The organism is Sphingobacterium bambusae (genome assembly GCF_033955345.1).
Classification (GTDB): Bacteria; Bacteroidota; Bacteroidia; order Sphingobacteriales; family Sphingobacteriaceae; genus Sphingobacterium; species Sphingobacterium bambusae.
In genome coordinates this window covers 383,247-405,918 of record NZ_CP138332.1, presented here as the reverse complement: position 1 = coordinate 405,918, position 22,672 = coordinate 383,247, and the positions used below count along the sequence as shown (strand labels likewise).

General features: G+C 46.7%; 16 protein-coding genes. 2 read left to right on the top strand and 14 right to left on the bottom strand.

From position 1 onward, the window contains the following. Window positions 1-6: 6 nt before the first annotated feature. The 13 genes from SCB77_RS01700 to SCB77_RS01640 all read right to left on the bottom strand — a co-directional run bounded on the left by SCB77_RS01700 (window position 7) and on the right by SCB77_RS01640 (window position 19,633). Window positions 7-2,739 (bottom strand): sugar-binding domain-containing protein, encoded by a 2,733-nt coding sequence (locus tag SCB77_RS01700; protein WP_320184705.1) that lies wholly within the window; start codon window positions 2,737-2,739, stop codon window positions 7-9. Window positions 2,740-2,767: 28 nt separating this feature from the next. Next, window positions 2,768-3,997 carry a glycoside hydrolase family 88 protein gene (locus SCB77_RS01695; protein WP_320184704.1) on the bottom strand — a complete coding sequence of 410 codons (1,230 nt, stop codon included), beginning with the start codon at window positions 3,995-3,997 and terminating at the stop codon, window positions 2,768-2,770. 9 nt (window positions 3,998-4,006) lie between these two features. Continuing rightward, entirely contained in the window at window positions 4,007-5,791 is a 1,785-nt protein-coding gene (locus SCB77_RS01690) for a glycoside hydrolase family 2 protein (RefSeq protein ID WP_320184703.1), read from the bottom strand. Window positions 5,792-5,917: 126 nt separating this feature from the next. Then, on the bottom strand, window positions 5,918-7,489 hold the full coding sequence (locus SCB77_RS01685; RefSeq protein WP_320184702.1) for a DUF4832 domain-containing protein: 1,572 nt from the start codon (window positions 7,487-7,489) through the stop codon (window positions 5,918-5,920). A 41-nt stretch (window positions 7,490-7,530) separates the two neighbouring features. Further along, window positions 7,531-8,757, bottom strand: coding sequence for a SusE domain-containing protein (locus tag SCB77_RS01680; RefSeq protein WP_320184701.1), 1,227 nt, complete (start codon window positions 8,755-8,757; stop codon window positions 7,531-7,533). A 92-nt stretch (window positions 8,758-8,849) separates the two neighbouring features. Beyond that, entirely contained in the window at window positions 8,850-10,493 is a 1,644-nt protein-coding gene (locus tag SCB77_RS01675) for a RagB/SusD family nutrient uptake outer membrane protein (RefSeq protein ID WP_320184700.1), read from the bottom strand. Window positions 10,494-10,512: 19 nt separating this feature from the next. Continuing rightward, window positions 10,513-13,539, bottom strand: coding sequence for a SusC/RagA family TonB-linked outer membrane protein (locus SCB77_RS01670; RefSeq protein WP_320184699.1), 3,027 nt, complete (start codon window positions 13,537-13,539; stop codon window positions 10,513-10,515). Window positions 13,540-13,890: 351 nt separating this feature from the next. Then, entirely contained in the window at window positions 13,891-15,120 is a 1,230-nt protein-coding gene (locus SCB77_RS01665) for a glycosyl hydrolase family 28 protein (RefSeq protein ID WP_320184698.1), read from the bottom strand. Between the two features lie 465 nt (window positions 15,121-15,585). Continuing rightward, a complete protein-coding gene (locus SCB77_RS01660; protein WP_320184697.1) occupies window positions 15,586-16,746 on the bottom strand; it encodes an FAD-dependent oxidoreductase in 1,161 nt (386 codons plus the stop codon). A gap of 27 nt (window positions 16,747-16,773) precedes the next feature. Next, the gene (locus tag SCB77_RS01655) at window positions 16,774-17,529 is read right to left on the bottom strand and encodes a helix-turn-helix domain-containing protein (RefSeq protein WP_320184696.1); all 756 of its coding nucleotides are present in this window, start codon (window positions 17,527-17,529) and stop codon (window positions 16,774-16,776) included. 310 nt (window positions 17,530-17,839) lie between these two features. Then, entirely contained in the window at window positions 17,840-18,457 is a 618-nt protein-coding gene (locus tag SCB77_RS01650) for a hypothetical protein (protein ID WP_320184695.1), read from the bottom strand. Between the two features lie 2 nt (window positions 18,458-18,459). After that, complete coding sequence (locus tag SCB77_RS01645; protein WP_320184694.1) at window positions 18,460-18,855, bottom strand: DUF3408 domain-containing protein; 396 nt, start codon at window positions 18,853-18,855, stop codon at window positions 18,460-18,462. A 10-nt stretch (window positions 18,856-18,865) separates the two neighbouring features. Then, window positions 18,866-19,633 (bottom strand): ParA family protein, encoded by a 768-nt coding sequence (locus SCB77_RS01640; protein ID WP_320184693.1) that lies wholly within the window; start codon window positions 19,631-19,633, stop codon window positions 18,866-18,868. Between the two features lie 669 nt (window positions 19,634-20,302). Here SCB77_RS01640 and mobA point away from each other — a divergent pair. Both mobA and mobB read left to right on the top strand, forming a co-directional pair. Further along, window positions 20,303-20,752 carry a conjugal transfer protein MobA gene (gene mobA, locus SCB77_RS01635; protein ID WP_320184692.1) on the top strand — a complete coding sequence of 150 codons (450 nt, stop codon included), beginning with the start codon at window positions 20,303-20,305 and terminating at the stop codon, window positions 20,750-20,752. Continuing rightward, window positions 20,742-22,040: a conjugal transfer protein MobB gene (gene mobB, locus SCB77_RS01630; RefSeq protein ID WP_320184691.1), complete on the top strand. Its 1,299-nt coding sequence runs from the start codon at window positions 20,742-20,744 to the stop codon at window positions 22,038-22,040. Before mobA ends, mobB begins: the two co-directional genes overlap by 11 nt. Window positions 22,041-22,059: 19 nt before the next feature. Here mobB and SCB77_RS01625 read toward each other — a convergent pair whose 3' ends face one another. Beyond that, on the bottom strand, window positions 22,060-22,449 hold the full coding sequence (locus SCB77_RS01625) for a VOC family protein (RefSeq protein ID WP_320184690.1): 390 nt from the start codon (window positions 22,447-22,449) through the stop codon (window positions 22,060-22,062). Window positions 22,450-22,672: the final 223 nt, after the last annotated feature.

The window sequence follows — 22,672 nt, the reverse complement described above, 5'->3', positions numbered from 1 at the left end:
TAACAGTTATTTTGATAAGAATGAATTAATGAACGATTCATCGACTTCTACTTTTGGCGCAAATTGCTGTCCTTTTACATAGGCATCAATACTTTGCATCAACTGACGGGTGGCCGGTCTATTATCGATGTCCTTTTCGGTATCTACGGCCAGCAGCAATAGTTTGCCACCATTTACTTTCGCCTCAAAGCCTATTCCTAATTTTTGGTTGTTATCGTAGCTGTCGATCACCTGTATAAAGGGGCGTAGAGCCTCAGGTGCTCCCTGCATCTCGATGACCTTGGCGTGGTTCAGAATATCCCACCATTGCCAGTCGCTGTGGTACGAAGTATTAAACTCTTTGAATAGAGGTGACTCATGGTGGATCAGGCAGCCGATGGTCATAGGTGGCCAAGCAAACATGATAGGGTTCCAAAAATGGTTGTGGAACACCGATTTACGACCTTTTACCTGGTTGGGCGAAGGTGTTAAGATCACCGTTTTACCTTCGGCCAGATGGCGCTGGGCAGCAGCATCATAATGCTTGGTGTAGAGTACTTCCGCTGTAGACTCCATGATGGGAGAGGGGGGAGGGTAGACCCATATGTTCCAGCTGTTTTTTACCTGCTCATTTATGGCTAGGTGAACGGTCAGCTTTTGTGTTTTGGCGAGGCCACCTAACGATACGGAAAACTCCCCGAGCGCAGACACGCTGTCCCTAGCAATGGAATGCATCTTGAGACTGCCTTTTCTTAGTATATTTCCCTTCTCATCGCTTATCCACCACCTTGGGCGCACTCGCCGTATGGCCGATGCACTGTAATTATATACCTCAGCTTGCGCAGTGAACGGCTCGTGTTCAAAATAAGCGCTTTTTTCATAGCGAAGTAGCGCCACGGTGGGAGCGCAGAACTCTCGGAATTTTTCGGCGCTGATAAGACCTTTCGAGTCCCAAAAGGGATCAAGGATGCCAACTGGCGCATAACCTTGTCCGGGAAAGTCATTGAGTGAAAGCAGCTGAAAGCCTGCCGACTTAGATGAACGTAGTAATGCCTCGATCACGGCTTTATACTCCAGTACCGTTAAGGCCCCAGAGGCTTTAAAAAACTGGTCTGCTTGATCGAGCATGCCGTTGCGCTCTAGCATCTCTTGGAATAGCTCAAAATTGCGTGCTTCAACAGGGCTATTGGCATACTTTTCGATCTCTTGAAAATTTGGATAAATACAGCGCTGACCCGATTCGTGCGATATGACCGGCACGTCAACATCCGACTCATTATTCCTGTCCCAGTTAGTGCTGGGTAATCCTTCGTACACTTTCACTGGGCCTTTGTTGGTCTGCTGTGACACATAGTACTGATCCGAGGGCACACGTGTGCGCGCTGTCGATCCACTATAGAGATGACGCGGATCAAGCTTGCGGCCTTGGGCCGTCAGTTCTTCGATAAAGTCGAAGTTACCAGTGATCTCATTCCCGTTGCAATATAGGATGAATGAGGGATGATTTCCATATTCTTGCAATATGGCCTGGATCTCGCGCCTGAAAAAGGCAAATCTTTTTTCCTCAGGTTCGGCATCCTTACCCCACATGGGCATTTCGACCTCCAGATAGATTCCGTGCTTATCGGCCATGCGGAACGCGGCCTTTGGAGGGCACCATGAGTGAAACCGTAAGTGGTTGAGTCCATATGTTTTCATCAAAACCATGATGCGCTCCCATGAAGCGTCATCTAGGGGGGCGTGTCCGGTCTTGGGGAATACCGCATTCTCGACATTTCCGCGTAGGTGGATGGGCCGGCCGTTGAGCAGGATATGGTTCTTGCCCTGTTTTACTTCCCGCATGCCGAAGGTCGTTTCTCGAGAATGCTCGTAGTCCTTACCCTCGAGGTTGGTCTGCAGTGCACAGTTTATTGTGTACAGGTGCGGGTTGAACTCGTCCCAGGTTTTCATATCAGGACCCAGCGGTATTGTTGTTTCTAGTGTAAAGCTAGAGTCACCGCTGCTCAGCTGCACCGCTTTCTCGATGTTAATACCTTCTCCTGCAATATGGAAGGTAGCACGCGTCTGTGCTTTCTTAGCAAGGGTATTGTTGAGTTGCAGCTTCACGCGAATGCTCTTATCTGCAAGTTGAGGATATACTTGCAGATCGTTAATATATACTGGATCAACAGCCAACATCTTGATATCTCCGAGTATACCGTTCCAGTTGATCTGTGTAAATTCTGAATGTGCGTGGTTCCATTTGTGGGTATCGTATTGGAACCTGTTATCAATGCATACGGTAATGCGATGGGTCTTGCCTGGCTGAAGATAAGGTGTAAGGTCATGGTTATGAGGTACACTGATATAGTCTATCTTGCTTACTTCTTTGGTATCTACATAAATGCTGCTTAGCCAGTGTGTCCGTTCGAAGTATAGGAAAATCTGCTTGCCTTCCCATTCTGCTGGGATCTCGATATCGCGCTGGTACCAAGCGGGACCCATGTATTCATATTTTCTGGTCAATCGGTCGATGTGGCGATAGGGCGATCTGTATCCGATTTGGTAGTCATCAGTGATGCCCGGCAGCATGATGCTGTCTTGGAGCTTGTGATTGTACCTTGGAGAGAGTGAGCCCCTTCTGAAATCCATGAGGTCTGTTTGGAAGCCCCATGATCCCGAAAGGTCACGTTCGATGGTTTGGCTGCGCGATAAAAGTGGTCCAAGGCAGAGTAGGAAAGTGTATATGCATGTAATAAAGTGGGGTAGGATGGCATTCATGTCGAATTCGTTTTTATGAATTGTTTGCTTAGCGTTTCTTTTTCAGTTTGTTGAGGGCTTCCACATAGTAGTAGTCTGCATAGGTCAACGGCACATCGATTTCCGAATGTAGCGGATAGGCTCCTACACTGTGCTTCAGGATAAAACCGCCGTTTTCTCCCAATTTGGCCGTGTAGCGGGGAGAAGCTAGGGTGGTAATTTGTAGTTTAGCGAAGTCGCGGTATTTGTGCGAAAGCTCCCCGTCGACAAAGTCGCTGAGCTCAACAAGAGCCGAGGCCATGATGCTAGCGGCAGATGCATCCCGAGGCGTGTTCGGGATATCAGGGCTATCGTAGTCCCAATAGGGAATACCATCTTCTGGCATGTGCGGATGATCGAGCAGGTAGTCGGCGATGTGCTGCGCCTGTTGAAGGTATCGTCGATCTTTTGTTTCCCTGTACAGATAGGTGTAGCCATAAAGTCCCCAGGCCTGTCCTCGGCTCCAGGACGACTCGTCGGAGAAACCTTGGTGGGTCTGCTTATGGTGCGGTAGCGCGCTAAGCGTGTCATAGGATACTACGTGGTAAGAGCTGTAGTCGGAACGGAAATGGTGCTGCATGGTTCGGTCGGCATGAGAACGAACCATAGCGCTATACGTGCTATCTTCCGATTGGTTTGCTGCCCAGAGTAATAGCTCTAGGTTCATGATGTTGTCTATGATGACAGGATATTGCCATTGCTCCCTGTTGTGGTCCCACGAACGGATAAGACCTACGGCCGGATCATAGCGTGTGCTCAGCGATTTGGCTGCGGTAAGTATGACAGACCTATAATGCGGATCTTTAGTCAGTCGATAACCATTGCCAAAACTGCAAAATATCATAAAGCCTACGTCGTGGTTGTCAGTGGTGTATTGCTCACGTTCCACACGTTGCGTGTAGCGCTTGGCATAGGCCAGCAGCTCTGCAGAGGGATGCGCTTCATAGAGCAGCCATAGTACGCCGGGGAAGAATCCACTGCACCACCATCGGGAGTCAGAGGAAATATCTTTGTCTTGCTGAAAGGTCCGTGGTAGCTGGTCGTGCTGCTTTTCGTATTTTTTTGCAAGCAGTAAACTCTGCTTTTCGGCAAATGCCAAGGCACTGTCTACGGTAGCTTCCACGGAGGTGTCATTGGTTTGGGCACGCGTAGCACTGCACGCCGTCAGGCCGAGCAATATGAGGTACAGGCATAATGGTCTACATATCATATCGAGTGATTTTATATATTTTGATTTCATGAAAAACGATTATGGAATTGATTCGTAATAACTCTTCATCAAGTACCAGGCTTTTTTTCGATGCCCTTGGTCGGACACAAGTCCTTTTCTATTCCAGCCTTCTTGGTTGCTGGGATGGAACCGGAAGGGGGAACGAAAGTCAAATAGGATCCAAGGCGCTGTACCGCGTAGGTTAGGGATGTGCTTAAACATCTCTAGATTATCGGCATACAATCGGGCTTGATAGTCTTCGCTCCACGAGCTAATCATATCCGCTTTGCCCGTTTGTCCATACAGTGCCTCGCCGCCGAATTCGGAAATAATGAGCGGCTGCCCTCTAGCAACCTCCCAAAGGGATCGATCAGGACTTACGGGCCATGGGTGGTACCAGCCCAAATATTTGTTGACCGCTACGACATCAAGTTCCTTCACGAATGGATCGTCCATGACAAATAGCTGCCTCTGGCGGTCGAATTTTACTAAGTCAAATGCAGCAATAATTAGCCTAGTGCTGTCTATTGATTTGCATTGTGCGATGAGGTCTAGCAGAAAGCTGTTGCGTGAGGGTGAAGGTTGCGTCTCATTGGCGACTCCCCAAAATGCGATAGCTCCTCTGTTTTTGTCCCTTCCAACCATCTCGCGGATCATCCCCTGCGCCTTTTCTTTAGTCTTTGTGTTGTCGAAATTTATGCCTTGCCATATCGGTATTTCCTGCCATAGTAAAAAGCCCATTTTTTCTGCTAACCTTACGGTATGTTCATTCTGTGGGTAGTGGGCCAGCCGGATCATATTGCATCCAAGAGCCTTGGCTTCCGAAAGGAGCATTACGGCGTCAGCCTCTGAGAATGCACGTCCTTGGCGTTGCGGTATTTCCTCATGAAAAGAAGTCGCTTTTAGGAAGATTGGTTCGCCATTCAGAAATATATCTTCCCCTTTAACCCAAAGGTTACGGAAAGCCATCTCTTCGCTGATTTCTTCCCCAGCATGCGCCACAACAACTTCATAGCGCTTTGGGGCTGCTGGAGACCAGCGTTGTAGTTTTTCAACTTTAAATGTCAACTGGGCCTTGCCCTGCGCATCGGTGCGAAGTGTCTGGTTAATGCGTAGCTCAGGTATTCGAAGATTGATCCGCGCTCCTGCTACCGGCTGCGAAAGCTTGATCTCAGCATCTATGTGGTCTGGCAGGTGTTTGTCCAGCCTTATAAAATAGTCTTCAATAAACAGCTCGGGCGTCTCTATCAGAAACACATCACGGGTAATACCACCGTAGTTCCACCAGTCGAAGGCCATTGCAGGGATAGCGTGAGGACTGCGGCTGTTATCGACTTCTACAGCCAGAAAGTTGTCCTTTTCTAGGAGCTTATCGGTGACTTCAAATTGAAAAGGTGTGAAGCCCCCTTCATGCTCTCCCAGTTGCTCACCGTTTAAGTATATTCTGCAGCGGTAGTTGACTGCCCCGAAGTAGAGAAAATGGCGTTTTCCAGCTTGTCTTTGGGAATCAAACTCTCGAGCATACCATACTGTTCCTTCGTAATATTTAAGCTCGGGCGCTTGACTGTTCCAGTCAGCGGGAACATTAAGCCGTAGGCCGTGCTTAAAGGCATATTCGTAAAACTCTGTTTTTCCTTCTGGTTTTTTGTTTAAGTATATTTCATTTTTTCGCCCCTGCGCATATTGATCGATGATGGCATTCCATCTACCGTTCAGTACCTGAACTTTCCGGCCATGCACGTTGGTCATGGTCTGTGCCGAAAGGTAAAAGGGCAGCAGGATCAAAAGGCTCCATGTTTTGGATAAATAGTGCTTTATCTTCATAAAAATAGCTTTTTAATGTGCTTTTCGCTGATTGGGTAATTTGATCTCCCGATCGGCAACTTTACATGCTGATCGGGAGATGTGTGAGGTAATTTCGGATAAGTGAGCCTACTAAACCATCAGCAATCAGTTTATTGTCAGCTCCAGCAACTTGAGCCATCCGCTGTCGGTGACTTCCCCATTGACAGCGAGCTCAATGCCGGGCTGATTTTCTTTGCTGCTGTCGATGATCGCTACTGCCCAAGAGTATGTGCCTGCCGGAAGATCGACCGTAGCATTCAACTCATGTACGGAGGCCTGGTCTTTTAGCCAATTCGAAGGTTCAGCTTCCTCATCAATGAATACTTGCTGCGGCTGGCCTTGCTCATTGAGCAGCGCAAAGGCGACTTTATATTTATAGTTCCATTGGGGAATGTTGTTCGGAAAATAGCCCCAGCCCATATTGCGCCAGCGATGTGATATGGTGGTCTGCTGACCTTTTTCCAAAGTAGCGGGCAGATATATTTGGTCGGGGTAGAGGCGATAACCCCCTTCGGAGATAAAGCTCTGTACTAGGTTGAATGTTTTCTCGAACCAAGAGTCCGTGTCGCCTGCGCGGAAGTCCATCATGTTGACATGAGCCTCTTTGGCGGCATCAAATTCCCCTTGTCGAACATCTTCGGGGTGCCCCTCTCTATAATTGCCACTGGGGTCGATCCAGTATCGGTGCGTACCCGAAGTTATCCATCCCCCTTCCATTAGGATGGGACGTTTGTAGTTCCATGTCTTGGCAAATTGCTTTTCCCAGCCTTGGTAATATTCGGTCATGCCAAATGCATCTTGTCGGAGGCTGTATCCCTTATTTATGGCTTTTACCAGTAGACGGTCGCTGTTCGGATTGGCATTTCCCCAGCTTGCAGGATGGCCTATCAAACGATGGTAGTTGATAACCAGGGGTACCTGTGTGAATGTACGTGTATAAAGATCAGTTACCCAATCTAGAACCTCTTCTTTCAAAACCTCTGTATTGGCGCCCGTCGATGTGTTAGGGTCTTCATAGATGACGTTGTGTGCCTCGCCCCATTTACCAAAGCCGTAGGCATCGATAAAGGATGTCTTGTCGGGATCATTGAAGTCCTCGGCCAATGCTTCGATAAATTTGGTATAGTATTGTCTAAAAACCGGATCCTGAGGGTAGGGCGTTCTGCGTGTTGGGAAGTTGCTGTTTTCTAAGTAGTACTGAGCGCCGGCATCAAATACAAATTGAGGCGTGTTCAGGCCTTGATCCCGTCCGTCAATGACAATGCGCAATGCAATGGGCAGACCTCTATCTAAGGCACCCTGGATCAATTGACCGATCTGTGAACTAGGGTCACGCCAGGCGTAGACTCCGTCAGAGGGGTTCAGCGATGACCAGCTTGTGCGTATATACCCCGCAGCAGCATAATCTATGGCCTTTACTTTCTTTCCCAAGTCGGGCACGTAATATTCTTGGTCCCAAAAAGAGGGCATCGCAGTGCGGCCGGCATACATTACCCATCCTGAAAGCGGATTGCGCAGCGGAGTATTTCGGTTATATTTTGGGGATACCAACGTCTTTCCTTCTTGGCTTGCCAAGGCCTTCTCCTCGAGGCTGCTCGAGGAACAGGAGAATGAAGTTAGGAAGGCTATTAGCACGAATGCCATCTTTAGGACCATCTCACAGTTTGTCTTTTTCATAGCTATGTGTATTAATTTTTCTATTAGTTTATCTTCTGTTGCTATTTCTTTTCAGCGCGTATCGTCATGTTTCGCAGGTCTAGTACCAAAAAGTTTGTTCCCGTGGGGATGGTATAATAGGAGTCGCGCTGCGCACTGGATATGTCGCCTGAAAGGTCGGCCGTTTTGCCCAGCGTCAGGGAAAGTTCCTGCTTTGTCCCACTAGAACTAAGTGGGCAGCTAAAGGCATAGGCGAGGTTTTTGTTGTTATCGTTTTCGCCGTATACGATAAACTTTGTTTTGCCCGTTCTACCTCCTGTGTACAGCAGCACTTGCGGATCGGCAAGGCTTACGCTACATTCCATTTTGATGGGAGAGCCCCAACCATTGATGGCCCCATGCATCCAGAGATCGACCACTTTGGTTGAAATGCTAGCTCCAGCATCGCCGTTCCAGGTGACCTGTTTGGGCGTCAGCGCCTGGTCCGGCGAGTAGATCGCGAGGGTAGCTTGTTGCATATTGACCACTACCCGGTATTGACCGGCCTTGGGAATTTTCCAAGCAATGGGTTGTTCGCGCATGTTTACGGATACCGCCTGGCCATCTTGCAATGTTCCATCGCTGTTGCTTGGGCATATGTAATTGGTTTCTCCCTTAAAGGATACTGGAAGTTGCATGTCGCCTGCTTGTAAGTCCAGCAGTAGTGCATATTGATTTTCATTTTCCAGCGTTTTGCTCATAGCTATGTGCGGTAAGCTGTTTCCGATGGCCGATCCACTAATAAAGACGTCATCGGCATCAAAGGCAACCGTGCGGATGGGCTGCACTCGGACGGTTATTGTTCGTACCTCGGGCGCGTGAAATGCCGAACTGCCCTCATATTGAGCAATCACCCTAAATTGTAGGTTGAATGGTTTGTTGACAGGTAGCCCCCATTTTTCGTTAGCCCAGTTTTGTAACTGCTCTGAGGTGAAGCTTTTTGTCAGAACTCCCTCGTCTTCGTGGCTCATAATGGCAGTAGCCGAACCAAAATTGTTGCCCTCTACATCCAGTTTTGTGCGGTATGATACCATATTTTCTCCCTCGACAGTGCGTGCGGCAAGCCAATTGAAGGTTAAGATGTCCGCCGTCAACTGGTCTGCACGGAGTGTGATCTCCTTGTTGTTGCTCTCTAGCTCCATGCGCTCCTCTACCTTGTCGATGTCTTCGATTTCGTAGGTGCATCCCTGTAGCCACAATGTGCACAAGATCAGCGGCGCTAGATGTTTTAAAGTGTTTTCCCCAATCATTGTTTCTAGATAGGATAGTGTATTTCTATAGTTTTATAAGCGTGTCCACATGGCGCTATTTTCCTGCATAACCCTTTGCTGCACATAGACCTTTAGTAACCGGGATTCTGTGTAAAAACAGCGTCTCTGTTTGCATCGATAATCGCCTGAGGTATGGGCCATAGTGCATGGTACTCCTGTACTTTGTTGCCCACGAGGCCATTATATGCTTTAACACGTTCAAGAAATTTGCCGGTGCGCACTAGCGTGAACCGGCGGCTTTCTTCTCCCACAAGTTCTCGGATGCGCTCGTCCAAGAGGTAGTCTAAGGTAACTTGGCCTGCTGTTGCTGGGCTCGCACCTGCTCTTGCTCGCACTATATTGATCGCCTCTGCCGCTTTTGATGGGTTGTTCTGCCCGATGTACGCTTCGGCGAGTAGGAGGTAGGTCTCTGACAAACGGAATTTCATACGGTCCTTGTAGCTGCCAGTCAAGCCTAGGTTTTCCGCTCGCCCGTAGAAAAACTTGGTGAGTGCAGGAAAGAGAGATTTTGTCGAAAACCAAGTCTGCTCGGTGATGACGGCTTTTTTTCCATAGAGCGCAGCGTTGTTACTATTGTTGTAATACCAATCACGCTTAATATTATAATTGGAATTGCGGATGTCCGTTGCTTCGAAGATGCCCGGTGCATTACCGCTGGCATTGGTGCGGCTGGTACCGATCCACCATTTCATCGGGATAATCTGTGCCAGTCCCCTTCCGCCAAGTGTGTCGGCCAATACAAAACCCGAAATATCTTGGTACTTGGGACTCCATGCGCGGCGTGTCCAGTCGTCGGAATTAGTGCCACCACCAATGGTGTTAAATTCAAACTGCAAAACCCAAATACTTTCTTTATTTCCTCCTTTGCGATTTTGATTGTTTTCGATAAAAAGATCGCTGAACACGTCACCTGGCTTGTCAGCGCCTTTCCCAAAACGGGCATTCATCAACTGGAAATACCCACTATTGATAACCTGTAGGGCTGCCTGTTCTGCCGAGGCATACTCCTTCTGGGCCAAATACATCTCACTTAACAGATGGTACGCTGCCCATTTTGTTAGCTTGCCATCTTGCAGTTGGTCGGGATCCCCAGGTAGGTGCTGGGCAGCGAAGGTCAGATCGTCCACTACGCGCTGCAAGACCTCGGCTCGCGGCGTTCGGGTGAAGTCCAACTGGAAATCATATTGTATGGTCTCCACATAAGGTACATCACCATACAGGTAAAGCAGGGTGCGATAGGCATAGGCTCGGAAGAACCGAGCTTCGGCCTGAAAGCGTTCCTTGTCTGCAGCATTATCCCAATTGGTATTGATGTCGGCATACATTAAGATCTCATTGGCCGAAGAGATGACGCTGTACGACCAGTTCCAATAAGAAAGAACAAAACGCTCTTGGGCAGTCAAGGTAAGGTTAGCGAATGCGGTCAGGGAGGCATCGCTGTTGATCACATCGACAATGTCAGTTGCTGCTTGAAGCGCCTCGTACGGTGTTGCGTTGTTGTGCAGGAACGCACCGCCTTCACCAAAGGTATTGTATTCAGAACGGGTGAGCGCGTAAAGCCCTGCTGAGCCCACCTCAAATCCGTAGGTGCTGGTGAAGGTGTTGGTGGGAGCAAGCTGTGATTTGAGGTCTTCTTCTAAGAAATCTTTGCAGCCACAAGCTCCTAGAGCTAGCGCCAGTAGAAGAGTGTAAATGATACTATATTTGCGTTTCATGTTGTCCGTATTTTTTTAATTAGAAAGTCAAGTTTAATCCCAGCATATAAGAGCGAGCGGTTGGGTAGGAGGCCATCCACCCATTGTCATAGTTGAGTACTTGTCGGGTGTTTGAAAATGTGTGTGCATTGTTAACGCTAAGGTTGACATCGATGGCTCGCAGTCCTACCTTTTGTGCTACACTTTGTCCCATTCTATATCCCAGCGTTATATTCTTGATCTGGACGTAGTTTACTTTTTTGTAATATCCGTGTCCAAAGGTGTTGATATACCCAGGTGATACAATTTCCGCAGCGGTGTTTTCCGGTGTCCAGTAATCTGCATTGTGCACGTAGTTGGTGATACCGTAAGTCCAAGAGCCCATATTTGCCAAGTTGTCCTCGCGCCACATACCAAAGACACCATTGACCAGGCACGAGAAATATAAGTCATGAAAGGCAATCCGGTTACCGATAGAAGCCGTGAAGCTGGGCATCTTCGAACCTATGATCTTTCGGTCATCGGCGTTGATGAATCCGTTGCCATCAATATCTTCCAGTTTGGCCGATCCCGGTGTAGCTCCGGTTTGTATCTCGCGTTCAGTTCCGTTGGCATCGGTGGTGAAGTAGGCGTCATCCTGCTGCCATATCCCCACCATGTTGTAGTCATAGAATACACGCAGGGGCTTTCCGATAAACCATTGGTTGGTGATGTCGTCTTTTTGGTCACCCCGCAATTCGATGATCTTATCACGGTTCAGCGAGAAATTGAAATTAGTGTGCCACTGAAAGTTGTCTTTTCGCACGTTTGCTGCATTCAGCTCGATCTCGATACCCTGATTCTGCGTTTGACCTATATTATCCCAAATCCTGCTGAAGCCATTCATGATGGGCACCGTGCGGATCATTAGCAAGTCCTTGGTCCTTGATCGGTAAACATTTACCGTTCCGCCCAATCGGTTGTTGAAAAATTGGAAGTCAAGACCGAAGTTACTTGTATAGGTAGTTTCCCATTTTAGATTGGGGTTGCCAACGCCGTCTCCAGCCAGATAAACTGTGTTTATCGGTAGTCCGGCATCGCCCCAGATATATTTGACACTGGAATACAGACGGTCGAGGGTTTGATAAGGGCTTATCGCTTGGTTGCCGTTTGCACCGTAGGAAACACGCAGCTTCAGCATGTTCATCCAGTCGACATTGTCCTTGATAAAACCTTCCTCAGCAACGTTCCACGAGAGAGCTGCAACCGGGAAAAATGCATATTTGTTGTTCACTCCGAACACCGATGCTCCATCTTTACGACCTGTGAGAGTAGCGAGATACTTTCCTTTGTAGCTGTAGTTCAGCCGCATCATGTAAGACAGCATGGCCGTTTCAGACAGTCCAGAAGATATGGCCTGATTGCGTTCGGCTGTTCCCATCATGTAATAACTTGTATTGTCGGTGACAAAGCCCTGTCCGCTCTGCCCTGAGGAGACATTTTTTGTCTTTTGCAGACTGAATAGACCTGTGGCATCAAGGCGGTGATCTCCAATTTCGCGCTCGTAGCGCAACACATTTTCCCAGGTGTAGTCAGTGCTGTGGGCATTGCTGATGCTCGCACTGCCCCCCACTTGGCTACCCTGTTCGCGCCCGATGAACGTGTCGCGGCCATAGTAGGTTCCCGTGAAATTGCTGCGATAGTTGTATCCTAGGTTGGAACGAAACGATAGTCCTTCCAGCGGAAGTTTGATGTTTGCATAACCGTTTATAAAAAAGTTGCGGTTTATGCGTTCTTGATCCGCGTTTACATTTAACATAGGGTTGGTGATCAGCGAGTATTCCATCGGTTCGGGAACGTAGTTGCCCAGATCGTCTTTGTAACGTCCATAAGGGCTCTGCTTTATGGCATGTTCTATATTCGGCGTTACACCGCCATCACCCCGCTGTACAAACTGGGTACCTATCCCAGTGGTCAGCCAATCGTTGAACGTTTGGTCGACATTTGAGGAGATATTTATTCTAGATAATTTGGAATTGTAGACCACGCCTTCTTGATTGAGATAGGATGCTGCGGCCATATATTTGGTGGCACTCGTTCCGCCAGAGAAACTTAGTTGCTGGTCCATGGTCAACCCTCTGCGGAATATGTAGTCCTGCCAATTGTGCGTGATGCCATCTGCATAGTTCTGACGTTCGCTTTGGCTTATAATGTTACCTGCGATGGGATCTAACAGCTCGCCGCTGAGTCCTTCGCGTAGCCGTCCGATATCCTGCTGTAAGCGGATGTATTCCTCAGGCCCCATTACTTGGATGTATTGCATGGGCTCTGCTACGCCAAACAATCCTTTGTAAGCTACCTGTGGTTTGCCTTCAAATCCGCGTTTGGTCTGAATAAGGATAACGCCGTTGGATCCCCTAGATCCGTAGATCGCTACGGCAGAGGCGTCTTTAAGCACCGTCAGGTTTTCAATACTGTTGGGATCGAGGTCTACCAGCGAGCCGCTGTAGGGGATTCCGTCGAGAATGATTAAAGGGCTATTGTTGGCCGAAAGCGAATTTTCTCCGCGGATCAGCAAAGACTGACTTTGCCCAGGAGCAGCATTTGATGTTGTAATATTTAGGCCGGCAACTTGACCTACCAACCTGTCCATTAAATTGGGACTTGATACCATCTCCAGCTGCTCCTTGCCTACAACGGTAAGTCCTCCAGTGAGATCTTTTTTGCGGGCAGTACCATAGCCTACCACCACGACCTCATCGAGCATTCCCTCGCCAGACAGTTTAATATCCATCGTGCCCGCAGCACGGGCGAGAGCCTCCTGCGTATCATAGCCTACAAAGGAAAACACTAGGGTCGACCCCACGGGGCTTTCTATATTGTAGTTCCCTTCCGGATCCGAGATGACCTGTACCTCGCTGTTCCTTACCCTTACTGTTACGCCCGACAGCGTTTCTCCGTTTTGATTGGTGATCTTTCCAAAGATTTTGATCGGTGTTTGTTGTGCGTAACTACCGGTCGTGGAGATAGTTAGCAACACAACGATCCAGACATAGCCCATCAGCTGTTTGTGAATTTTTGTTATCATAGATTTATTTTTGGTTAACGTATTCTAAGAAGCAGATCTTCAGCCTTCATTATCGCTTAGCGCCCAAGGGTGCAGGTTCGTCTTCCTAGATCATGTTTGTTTCAATAGGCACTAAGGTTTATTGTTACATAACTCGATCTACTGTTCAAGCGGTCGAGCATTTTATAGCTTTATATTTGGTGTGCCAAGACCTTACTGCGGCCTTGGCATAGGACAAAATTAGTTGAAGACCTAGGTGTCGAGGGTATTGGTTTGTTCGGAAAAGGTTCATTTTTGTACATTAACCCCCTTTTTTAAGGCTACTTGGCTGTTTTGTACGAAACTCACGAATCCTCTTGGCTAAAATGAAATCTATTCGGGGACGTTCAACACGTGCTCAATCTGTACGCTGTCCGTGGGCACCACATCGATGGCTTTTCCCTGTCCATGGTAAAGTATGTTACGGAAGCTCGCGTAACGGATACCTTTGCTGATAATTGGATGGTGCGTCACCAAATTGCGGACAAAAAGCCCTTGGATATTTTCTGCATATTCAGCGACAAGACCTTGACGTGATCGCGGGGGGATGATCATGTTATCAATAAAGATATTGCTGATTCGCAGTTTTCCAACGGGCATGATGCGGATCGCGCGGTGAGATAGCGAGTAGAAGTCTTGCCAATTCTGAAGATATATGTTTGCGATGTCATCCGACTTGCCCCGATAGATAGACCCGCTGACCACATTAACATTTTCCTGTCCTGCAGACACCTGTGTGTCTGTTAGCCCGATATTGATAAAATCGTCGCCACTTTTACCGCGGCAGTTATCGATGATGATGTTCTTGCAACCGAATCGGACGCCTAGACCATCTTGGTTGAGGACCTGTTTGTCATGCCCGTTTACGTTGACCGCTTGGCGAACATCAAAGGTAATATCCATGATCTTTCCTTGTTGCGCTCGCTCTAAAACGATACCATGAGCATGGTAGTTTTTGAGTGTTACACCACTGATCTGAAAATGATCTACATGCGCAAGGATTATTCCGTGATTTCTCCAGCCTCCTTTTTGATTTTCACCTGTTTTTCCTGCGTCGCTACCGTAAGATAGTTTATAGTTGCCATTAGGATCAGTAGATAGGGTTTTGTTGTGGTCACCTGTTGAGCGCGGGTTGTCAGCTCCTTCCAGCACAGCGTTTCCCATCCCGCGGATGCGGATGTGGTGGAGGGGTTTAATATCTGTGATGCCTAATCCTGCATTGGCAGAGCGAATAAAGTTGTCGCGGCATTGGTCAGAGAGTTTGATCGTGCAGTTATCCAATACCAATTCGATGTTGCTAGGAAGCAAGATGGCTCGGTCTATCAACCAGGTTTTGGAGCGCGAAACTACATCGTAAGCGGGAATGATAACTCGGCCAGTACTGCCTTGAGCATCTTGGATAGCTTGTGTTATGCGTTCGATCTGTGTGCCGGTACTGTACATATTAGGTGTGTGGTATCCCGACATCAAGGGATTGGTCTCGGGCGTGGCATGCTGCGCTGATACGGAAAATAAGTTAAAAAATATAAGAGCAAGGGTCATGTATTCTATAATTGTTTTCATGGTTTATAGGTGTTTTGCTGTTATGGCAAACATAACCATAATAAGCGGCGTGCGGGTTTGCATTTGTTCGTAAATGGTATGATTTTGTACAGAAAACAATGGCGACGTTAGGTTGAGCCTGCGATAACTTAGCAGGCGTTATTACCAACTTTCCTATATTTCATTACGCTTGGGAACAATCCCTTCCGATGTGCGGACATTCCGTCTAAAAATACCCAGCTACTTTTAATCGTTTTGGCAACTGGGCTGTCCTGTATCTTTAATTTGGGTTTGTTGCCATTGTTCCACTGATCGTCAATACACTTGCGGAAATTTTGCTGTCCAAAGCCAAATTTGAACAAAAAATCCTGAAGCGGGGAGCTTCAGGATTTTTTACTAACTAACCAATTATTAACCTAAATTATGAATTACGTAATATACGCAAATGCTATGCCAAGAATTACAAATGAACCAACTGGTGCCCGCTTAATGACTGGTAAATAAGGCCAGCATATGGGCTAAGGCTTGGGGACTGTGCATACGTTCGCCATTATCCAAGGATTCCTGCGCGGCAAGAGCTGCCCGGCTATACATCTTCTGCTCGAATGAGGCAATGGCCGCTTGAATCGATTCATAGTCAGACGATGTTAAGGCCTCGCTGAGTTCCAGCGCATCCAGCATCGCCATATTGACCCCTTCGCCGGCAAAAGGCGGCATCACATGGGCTGCATCTCCTAGCATGGTCAAGTTGGGTAATCCATAGTTCGCATTATTTGCTGGCATACAATAGATCGGTCGCGGGATAAACGGCAACGCCGCATGCTCAAAGAGTGTTGCCCATATGTCGCTCCAGGTTGGGTACGCCTGCTTGAACCAAGCCAATACCTCTTGCCTGTCGTTGTAATCCAGTCTGCTGCTTGTCACCCAATCTTCATCAGCCTTGAAACTGGCGTAGAAACCGATATCGCCGTTTCCTTTTTGTCCCATCAAGATATTTCTTTCGTTGCCAAAAGCCATGATCTTACCACCATTAAGCAGGGCGTGTATTTGCGGTGTATTTGTTTTTGCGTCGTAAACATTGCCTTCCAACATACAGATACCGGTATAAAACGGTTTTGTGGAGGTGATATACGGACGAATTTTAGAGTTGGCACCTTCGGCAGCAATCACTATATCCGCGTAAAGAGACTCTCGGTCTTTGAAATGCAATAGCCAGCCTTGACCAGCCTGCTCCATATGCTGAAAATTACAATCCCATACTACGGTATCTGGGGCAAGGGCATCCAGCAAGATCTTGCGTAATGCGCCACGATCAATTTCTGGTCGGAAGTAAGGGTTTCCAAAGTTTTCTTCGACTTTGCTCTCGTGATCGCTGAAAAAGATCTTTGCATGTTCATCCACGATCAATTTTCGATCAGCACCGGGTAAGTAATTTTCTTTAAAGGCTATTAGGAGGCCGGCTTTCGCTAAGGCGGCTAGACCCGATTCTTCATGCAAATCAAGCGGTGACCCCTGCACACGTGCGAATTTATTTAGATCACGCTCATATACCTGCACATCGGCACCACGACCTTGTAAAAGTGTAGCCAATGTTAAGCCTCCAGTGCCACCGCCCACGATAGCGATTTTTTTATTTGCTAGTAACATACTGTCTCAATTAAGTACAGCACAAAATTACTGCTGCTTGAGAACGGATAATAGTATAAATCGGTCGTTTTTGTTTTTGGAAAGTTCCTTCGGTACTACACCGGCAAATTTCTTGATCGTTTTAATAAAGTGATTTTGATCGGTAAAATTAAGTTCGGGAAAGAGCCGACCCTGTGCGATATGTTCTAGTGATGCTCTAAAACGTAGGATGTTGGCATAGGCCTTTAAAGAGAGACCGAGCTGTTGGGTAAAATATCGATTCATTTGTCGGCTACTCCAACCCACTTGCTCCGCCAGCTGGTGTACAGTGATGTCTACCTTTGAGCCGTAGAGGAGGTGAAACAGCTTACGCTTACGCGGATCAATAGTGGCGGGGAGTAGATCAGTAATTTTTGCAGATACCTTGTCGCAAAAGGTGCTAAAGTCGGTTAGATCCTCCTCCACAAAACCCCAAAAGTTGGGAGCCAAGACTTGTGCGGTATTCAGAATTGCAGCAATGGGGTGTTGGAGAATATACTCAACCGCCAGGGGTTTGAAGCTGATCACATAGTGAACGATTCCGGGAGGTATCCAGCGTTCCTCTGGAAAGGTTTCTAGTCCAACCAATGTAAGCTGCAGGCCAGCGCTACGCGATTTTGTAAGAAAAAGATCAATGCGACCATCTGGAACAATCACCACAGGCTTTTCCGTCGCTGTGGGGTTGTAAAACATGCCTAGATTCTCCACGAAATCGGCAAGTGTATCCGGCGGACTTATAAATTTATGATAAAAGTCGTTCTCCATAGGGGCGAGCCTTAAGATGGTATGCTTATGCTTTTTTTTAGCGCACTAAAATTAATGATCGAATTATTAATATGCTGTAAAAATAGGAAAAAGTAAATAGCTACGTTTCGGTCTTGCCACAAAAAAGCTGAAGGAGGGAGCTTCGTTGGTTTACTCACGCACCAATTAGCAAACTATATGATAAATATTGGTGCATGTGCAAATAGTTTTACCGGTAATTATCTCCTATATAACCTTTACACGAAAAATCCATTAAATATTCTGCAACAGTAGTTTCGCAAGGCTAGATCGTGTGGTTTCTGCTGGTTTTCTACAGAAAACTGTCAATATCAAATGGTGAGGTACGCTCATTGCCAGTGTCCGTGGATTGCTCGTCTTTAGTTTGGTCGTTTAAATAATCAGCAATATCCTGTGAATATGCACTTATCGATTGCTCCAAAAGGGTAAATAGTTCTGTATCCTTCACTTTAGCTATTACATGTACAATCGTCTGTTTGTCTTCAGCCGATAAATTATCCGATTGAACGAGTGTAGCAACCTCGCTCAACTCGTCAAATGTTACCCCTCGTGCAAAACCAGCCTCATCGGCAGCTGCGTATATTGCCAATTCCTCCTCTTCATCTTCTAAATCCATAACCTTATCCTTTTGATTTACTTCACTCTCAACGGTGCGAAAGCTGGTCGCTTCGTTTTCATCAGGCTCAATGTCGAGGTCTTCTACTTTATAGGTTGGTAGGGGCTGTAGATTCTTGACGGAATGTTCTGCTTGCGTGATAAAATTATCCTTGGGTCGACCTATGATCTCAGGTAAGGGGTTTCTATTTTTCGCTGGAGTGTTGTTTTTGCTTGTCTTGCGCCAAATTTCGAATTTTTCGGATAGCAGTAGCAAGATTATCAAGCAAAGACAGCATGTGATTAATGTCTGCATGATTACAAGATGGGTTTAAAGTGTTCATTAAAGTAACTGGTAATATCTTCGCCGTAATCGATAAAGTGCTGCTGCAATATATTGTCGATATAGGAATAAAGTGTCGTTCTATCGTCGCTTCTTAACTGCACGATACGCAATAATCGCTCGTGGTATTCTGCGCGGATATAGACAACTTTACCGTTACGGCCGGATGGAAACCGGTTGACCAAAAATGTTTCCTGATAGTTGGGTTTTGACTTTTGATGCTCCGATTTTACTTTTGGAGCTTTTGTCTTTGGTACCTTTTCCATTTCTGGCTCCGTAGTTGGAGGCTGTTCTCCACTGATAATGTTCATGAGATATTCTTCATCTACATCGTTTTGCTTATCCTTATTGCTATTATTTTCTCTCGCCATACTTGTCAAGTTATAGTTTAGTGATTCTTAGAAATTCTTCGATAAACAAATCTAGCCGCGTTGCGCGCAACAGGTGAGCCTCTGCAGGAAGCAGGCTCGATCGAAAGACGTAACTGCCCGTAGCTTCGGTTTCCTTACGAAAACGTTTGCTATCCATTATTCTGCTTTTCATGAGCGAAAGATCCAGCCGCTCGATGACAATTTGGTAAGCTTCGTATAGGCCGGTCTTCTCTCTGCCGTCTACTTGGTTCCAAAATAGCCATATCTGTTGCTCCTTACCCTCTTGCTCGCTAGAGGGCAATCCCATAAAAGCTTTGGTGAACCCGAGCGTGCTTTCCAGTACCAATCGATCCGCTGTAACCGGGGAGAAGATGTAGTCCATCGATTTTAAGGTAGTCAGTACGCCCTTGGTATTGGCGGTGCCTGGAAGATCAAAAAAGATGATATCGGGCTGCGGACTGCTTTTAGCAATTTGCTCAGCGGTGTCTTTTAGCGCTCGCTCGGCCTTGGAGCGGATAATGGGATAGGCTTTTTTGTTGATTGCCTGAAACTGCTTCATCGCCATCTTTTTGTGATACGGATTTTGCATAATATTAACGCGATCTCGCTCCCGCATGTTGTTTAGGCTGTGCTGCGGAAAGTCACAATCGATGACCAGAACATTGTATCCCATTCGGTAATGCAGTACGCTCGCTAGCAGGCTTGTCATCGTGGATTTACCAACGCCTCCTTTTTGCGTGGAGATGCTGATCTTTAAAGGTTCTTTTCTTGTTTCCATGCTTGTTATGTGCTTTGTTGTATTTGTTATTGTTTAGCAGGTAAAGTGTGCGCTTTTATTCTTTTCTATATGTTTTACCTGTTAATTATCTTCATGCTTTACTGCTCATTTGCTTGTATGGCTAGTTAGCTTTACAAATTTGTGTAGTGCAGGTCTGCAGGTTACTTGCCCGCTTTTATGCTTTAGCATTTTTATGCTTTTAAAACCTAATGCTTTTATTTTTTACTATTTCTACGATTTACCATTTGGTTTTTCTGTGTTCTTATTTGCTATACTGTTTACTATGTTGCTTTTAAACAAAGAAAGGATTTGATTTTGGGGGATTTGTCTTCATGTCCTAGTTTGACTTGTGCGGACCCGTTATGGCCTTTTGGTTTACTCGAATTAAGACTAGCCATGCGCTTACTTTGTATTTAGTAGAGTTGGAAGGTTTGTGCGAGCAGGTCTCTAGCCCCGCTTGCGCTTGGGCGGCCTGTACGAGTTTCTAGATAGTTCATTTTTATCCGCTTCCGCTTTTTCGGGCGGGCGGACAGTAGTGTTCCCTTGAACACTGGCAAGTTGTGTCTTGAGGCACTCAAAATACTTTTGGTGCCTCAAGACCACTTGCCCTGAGCGGGGCTAAAAACCTTCCAAAGTCAGGGTTTTTATAAATGATGAAAGGATAGCTATATGGAAATTAATGCAAAGAAAATGTCAACCAATAAGGGAAGGAAGCTGACGGATAATCCGGCCTTGCACCGTTATGTATTTCGGCTGACTGATAAGGAAAATGTGAAGTTCTTGGCCATGTTTGAGAAGTCGGGTGCGCCGAATAAAGCGAATTTTATTGTCTCTTGGCTGTTCTCCCGAGAGCTGCGGATGGTGAAGATCGATAAGGGAACGGTCGATTTTTATATGCGGCTGACGAGTTTTTACAATCAGTTTCGCGCGATTGGTGTGAACTATAACCAGATTGTAAAGATACTTTACACGACTTTCTCCGAGAAAAAAGCAGCAGCGCGCCTCTATAAACTCGAAAAGCAAACTGCGCAGCTGGCAGCTTTATGTCAGCAAATTATTGCGCTGATCGATGAGTTTGAAAAGAAGTATCCTTTAATCAACAGATCAGATGATCGCTAAAATAGCTCGAAGTGATAAGTTGTATGCTGCCCTGCGCTATAATCAGCAAAAAGTTGATCAGGGAAAAGCGGAGATATTACTGCTAAACAAGATCATCGAAACGCGGGATGGTAAACATACTGTCCCGCAACTGATGCGCTCTTTTGATCCTTATCTAGCCGCTAACCGGAAAACCAAGAAGTATGCGCTGCATATTTCGCTCAATCCTGATCCTCGATTTGCGGTCAGTGATGAGCAGTTTTGCGAGCTGGCCAAGCAGTATATGGAAGGAATGGGTTATGGGCAGCAGCCATACATTGTTTTTAAGCATCGTGATATAGCAAGGACACATATTCATATCGTATCAACCTGCGTAGATGAAAATGGACGGAAAATATCGGACAAGTTTGAAAAGCGCCGCTCGATGGAGCTGTGTGAAGTGATCAAACGACGATTTGGCTGGGATCAGCAGGTTGCGGATAAGGCTCCTCGTGCATCGCTGAAAGTTGCAAAGCCGGTGGATTACCAGACGGGGAATATCACAAGCCAAATTTCTTCGGTACTTGGAGTCTTGATACCGCAATATCGCTTTCAAACTTTCAAAGAATTTAATACGCTACTTTCTTTATTCAATGTGACCGCAGAGCTGGTGGATAGCCATATAAATGGACAGGTTCATGCTAGGGTTCAGTATGTGGGGCTGGATGAAGTGGGAGAGAAGCAGGGGCCTCCGCTGAAATCGTCCGTTTTCGGTGACTATGCGAGTTTAGATGCTATCGAGAAGAGGATCAAGGAAAGCCAAATCTCTCTAAGTGATTACCAAGCGAAAGATAGCTTGCGTAGAGTACTGCGTGGAGCTTTACACCTAAAAGGAAATGAAGCCTCCTATAGATCCGCATTAGCACAGCAGGGCGTCGATCTTGTCCTTCGAAGAAATGAGTCAGGAAGGATTTATGGGATTACCTTCGTAGACCACCGCTTAAAGACTGTTTTTAATGGCTCCCGGCTCGAACGGGACTACTCGGCCAATATTTTTAATGAACTCTGGGGGAATGCAACGGGAAACGAAAAACTGTATAGCGACCGAAAGAAGGATGCTGATAATAAAGGAAATGAAACCCTTGGTAAGGTAAGCACGAGGGAGTCAGCCGACTTTAACCCTAAGGATCCATTCCGTGATTCGACTGCTGACACTGCTTTTGGACTTTTTGAGGCGCTTTTGTCCGGTTCAGATTACGAGGATCAGCAGGAGCAGCAATTCGCAAACAACATGAAAAAACGTCGAAAGAACAAACGAAGGAAATTGTAATGCGCTATTGTAGCTGCCTTTAATCACGGAGGCTTTGCTTTAGGGCTATCCGGTTTCCTTCACTATCGGCTATTTCTGTCACGGCAAATCCGTACGCAGTGTTTAGTGTCTTTGGATAAAGTATTTCTGCTTTAAGCTCCTTTGCCTTGTTTAACGAATCATCGATATCATCTACATGGAAATAGAGTATCGCTCCGTTTTTAGAGGGGATGTAAACATCACCTTGGGCAAGTGCTCCAGTGATCCCGGGCAGCTGCTCATCCAGTGGAAAGAAAGCCATCTCATAACCATCAAGCTGCTCGCGCTCGAAGGTGAAGCTAAAAAGTGTATGGTAAAAGTGTATGGCTCGCTGCATGTCTTCAACGGGGATCTCAAAATAGACCGCGGGATTCTTTCTTTTGCTTTGCACGGGATTTTTTCTAATAATTTCTAAACTACAGCTATGTGACGAGTTGATTGGCAGCTTGGGATTTCATATACACCGCGGCCTCGTCCCAAATCGTCACAAGGGATATTTCAGTGCTGAATATACTAAAATGTATTGGTGTTATGTTGGCCGCTTATTAATCATTGCTAGATGATTTGTCTACAGCACGGCAAAGCAGCCGATATCGGCCAAAGAAGGCCATTGC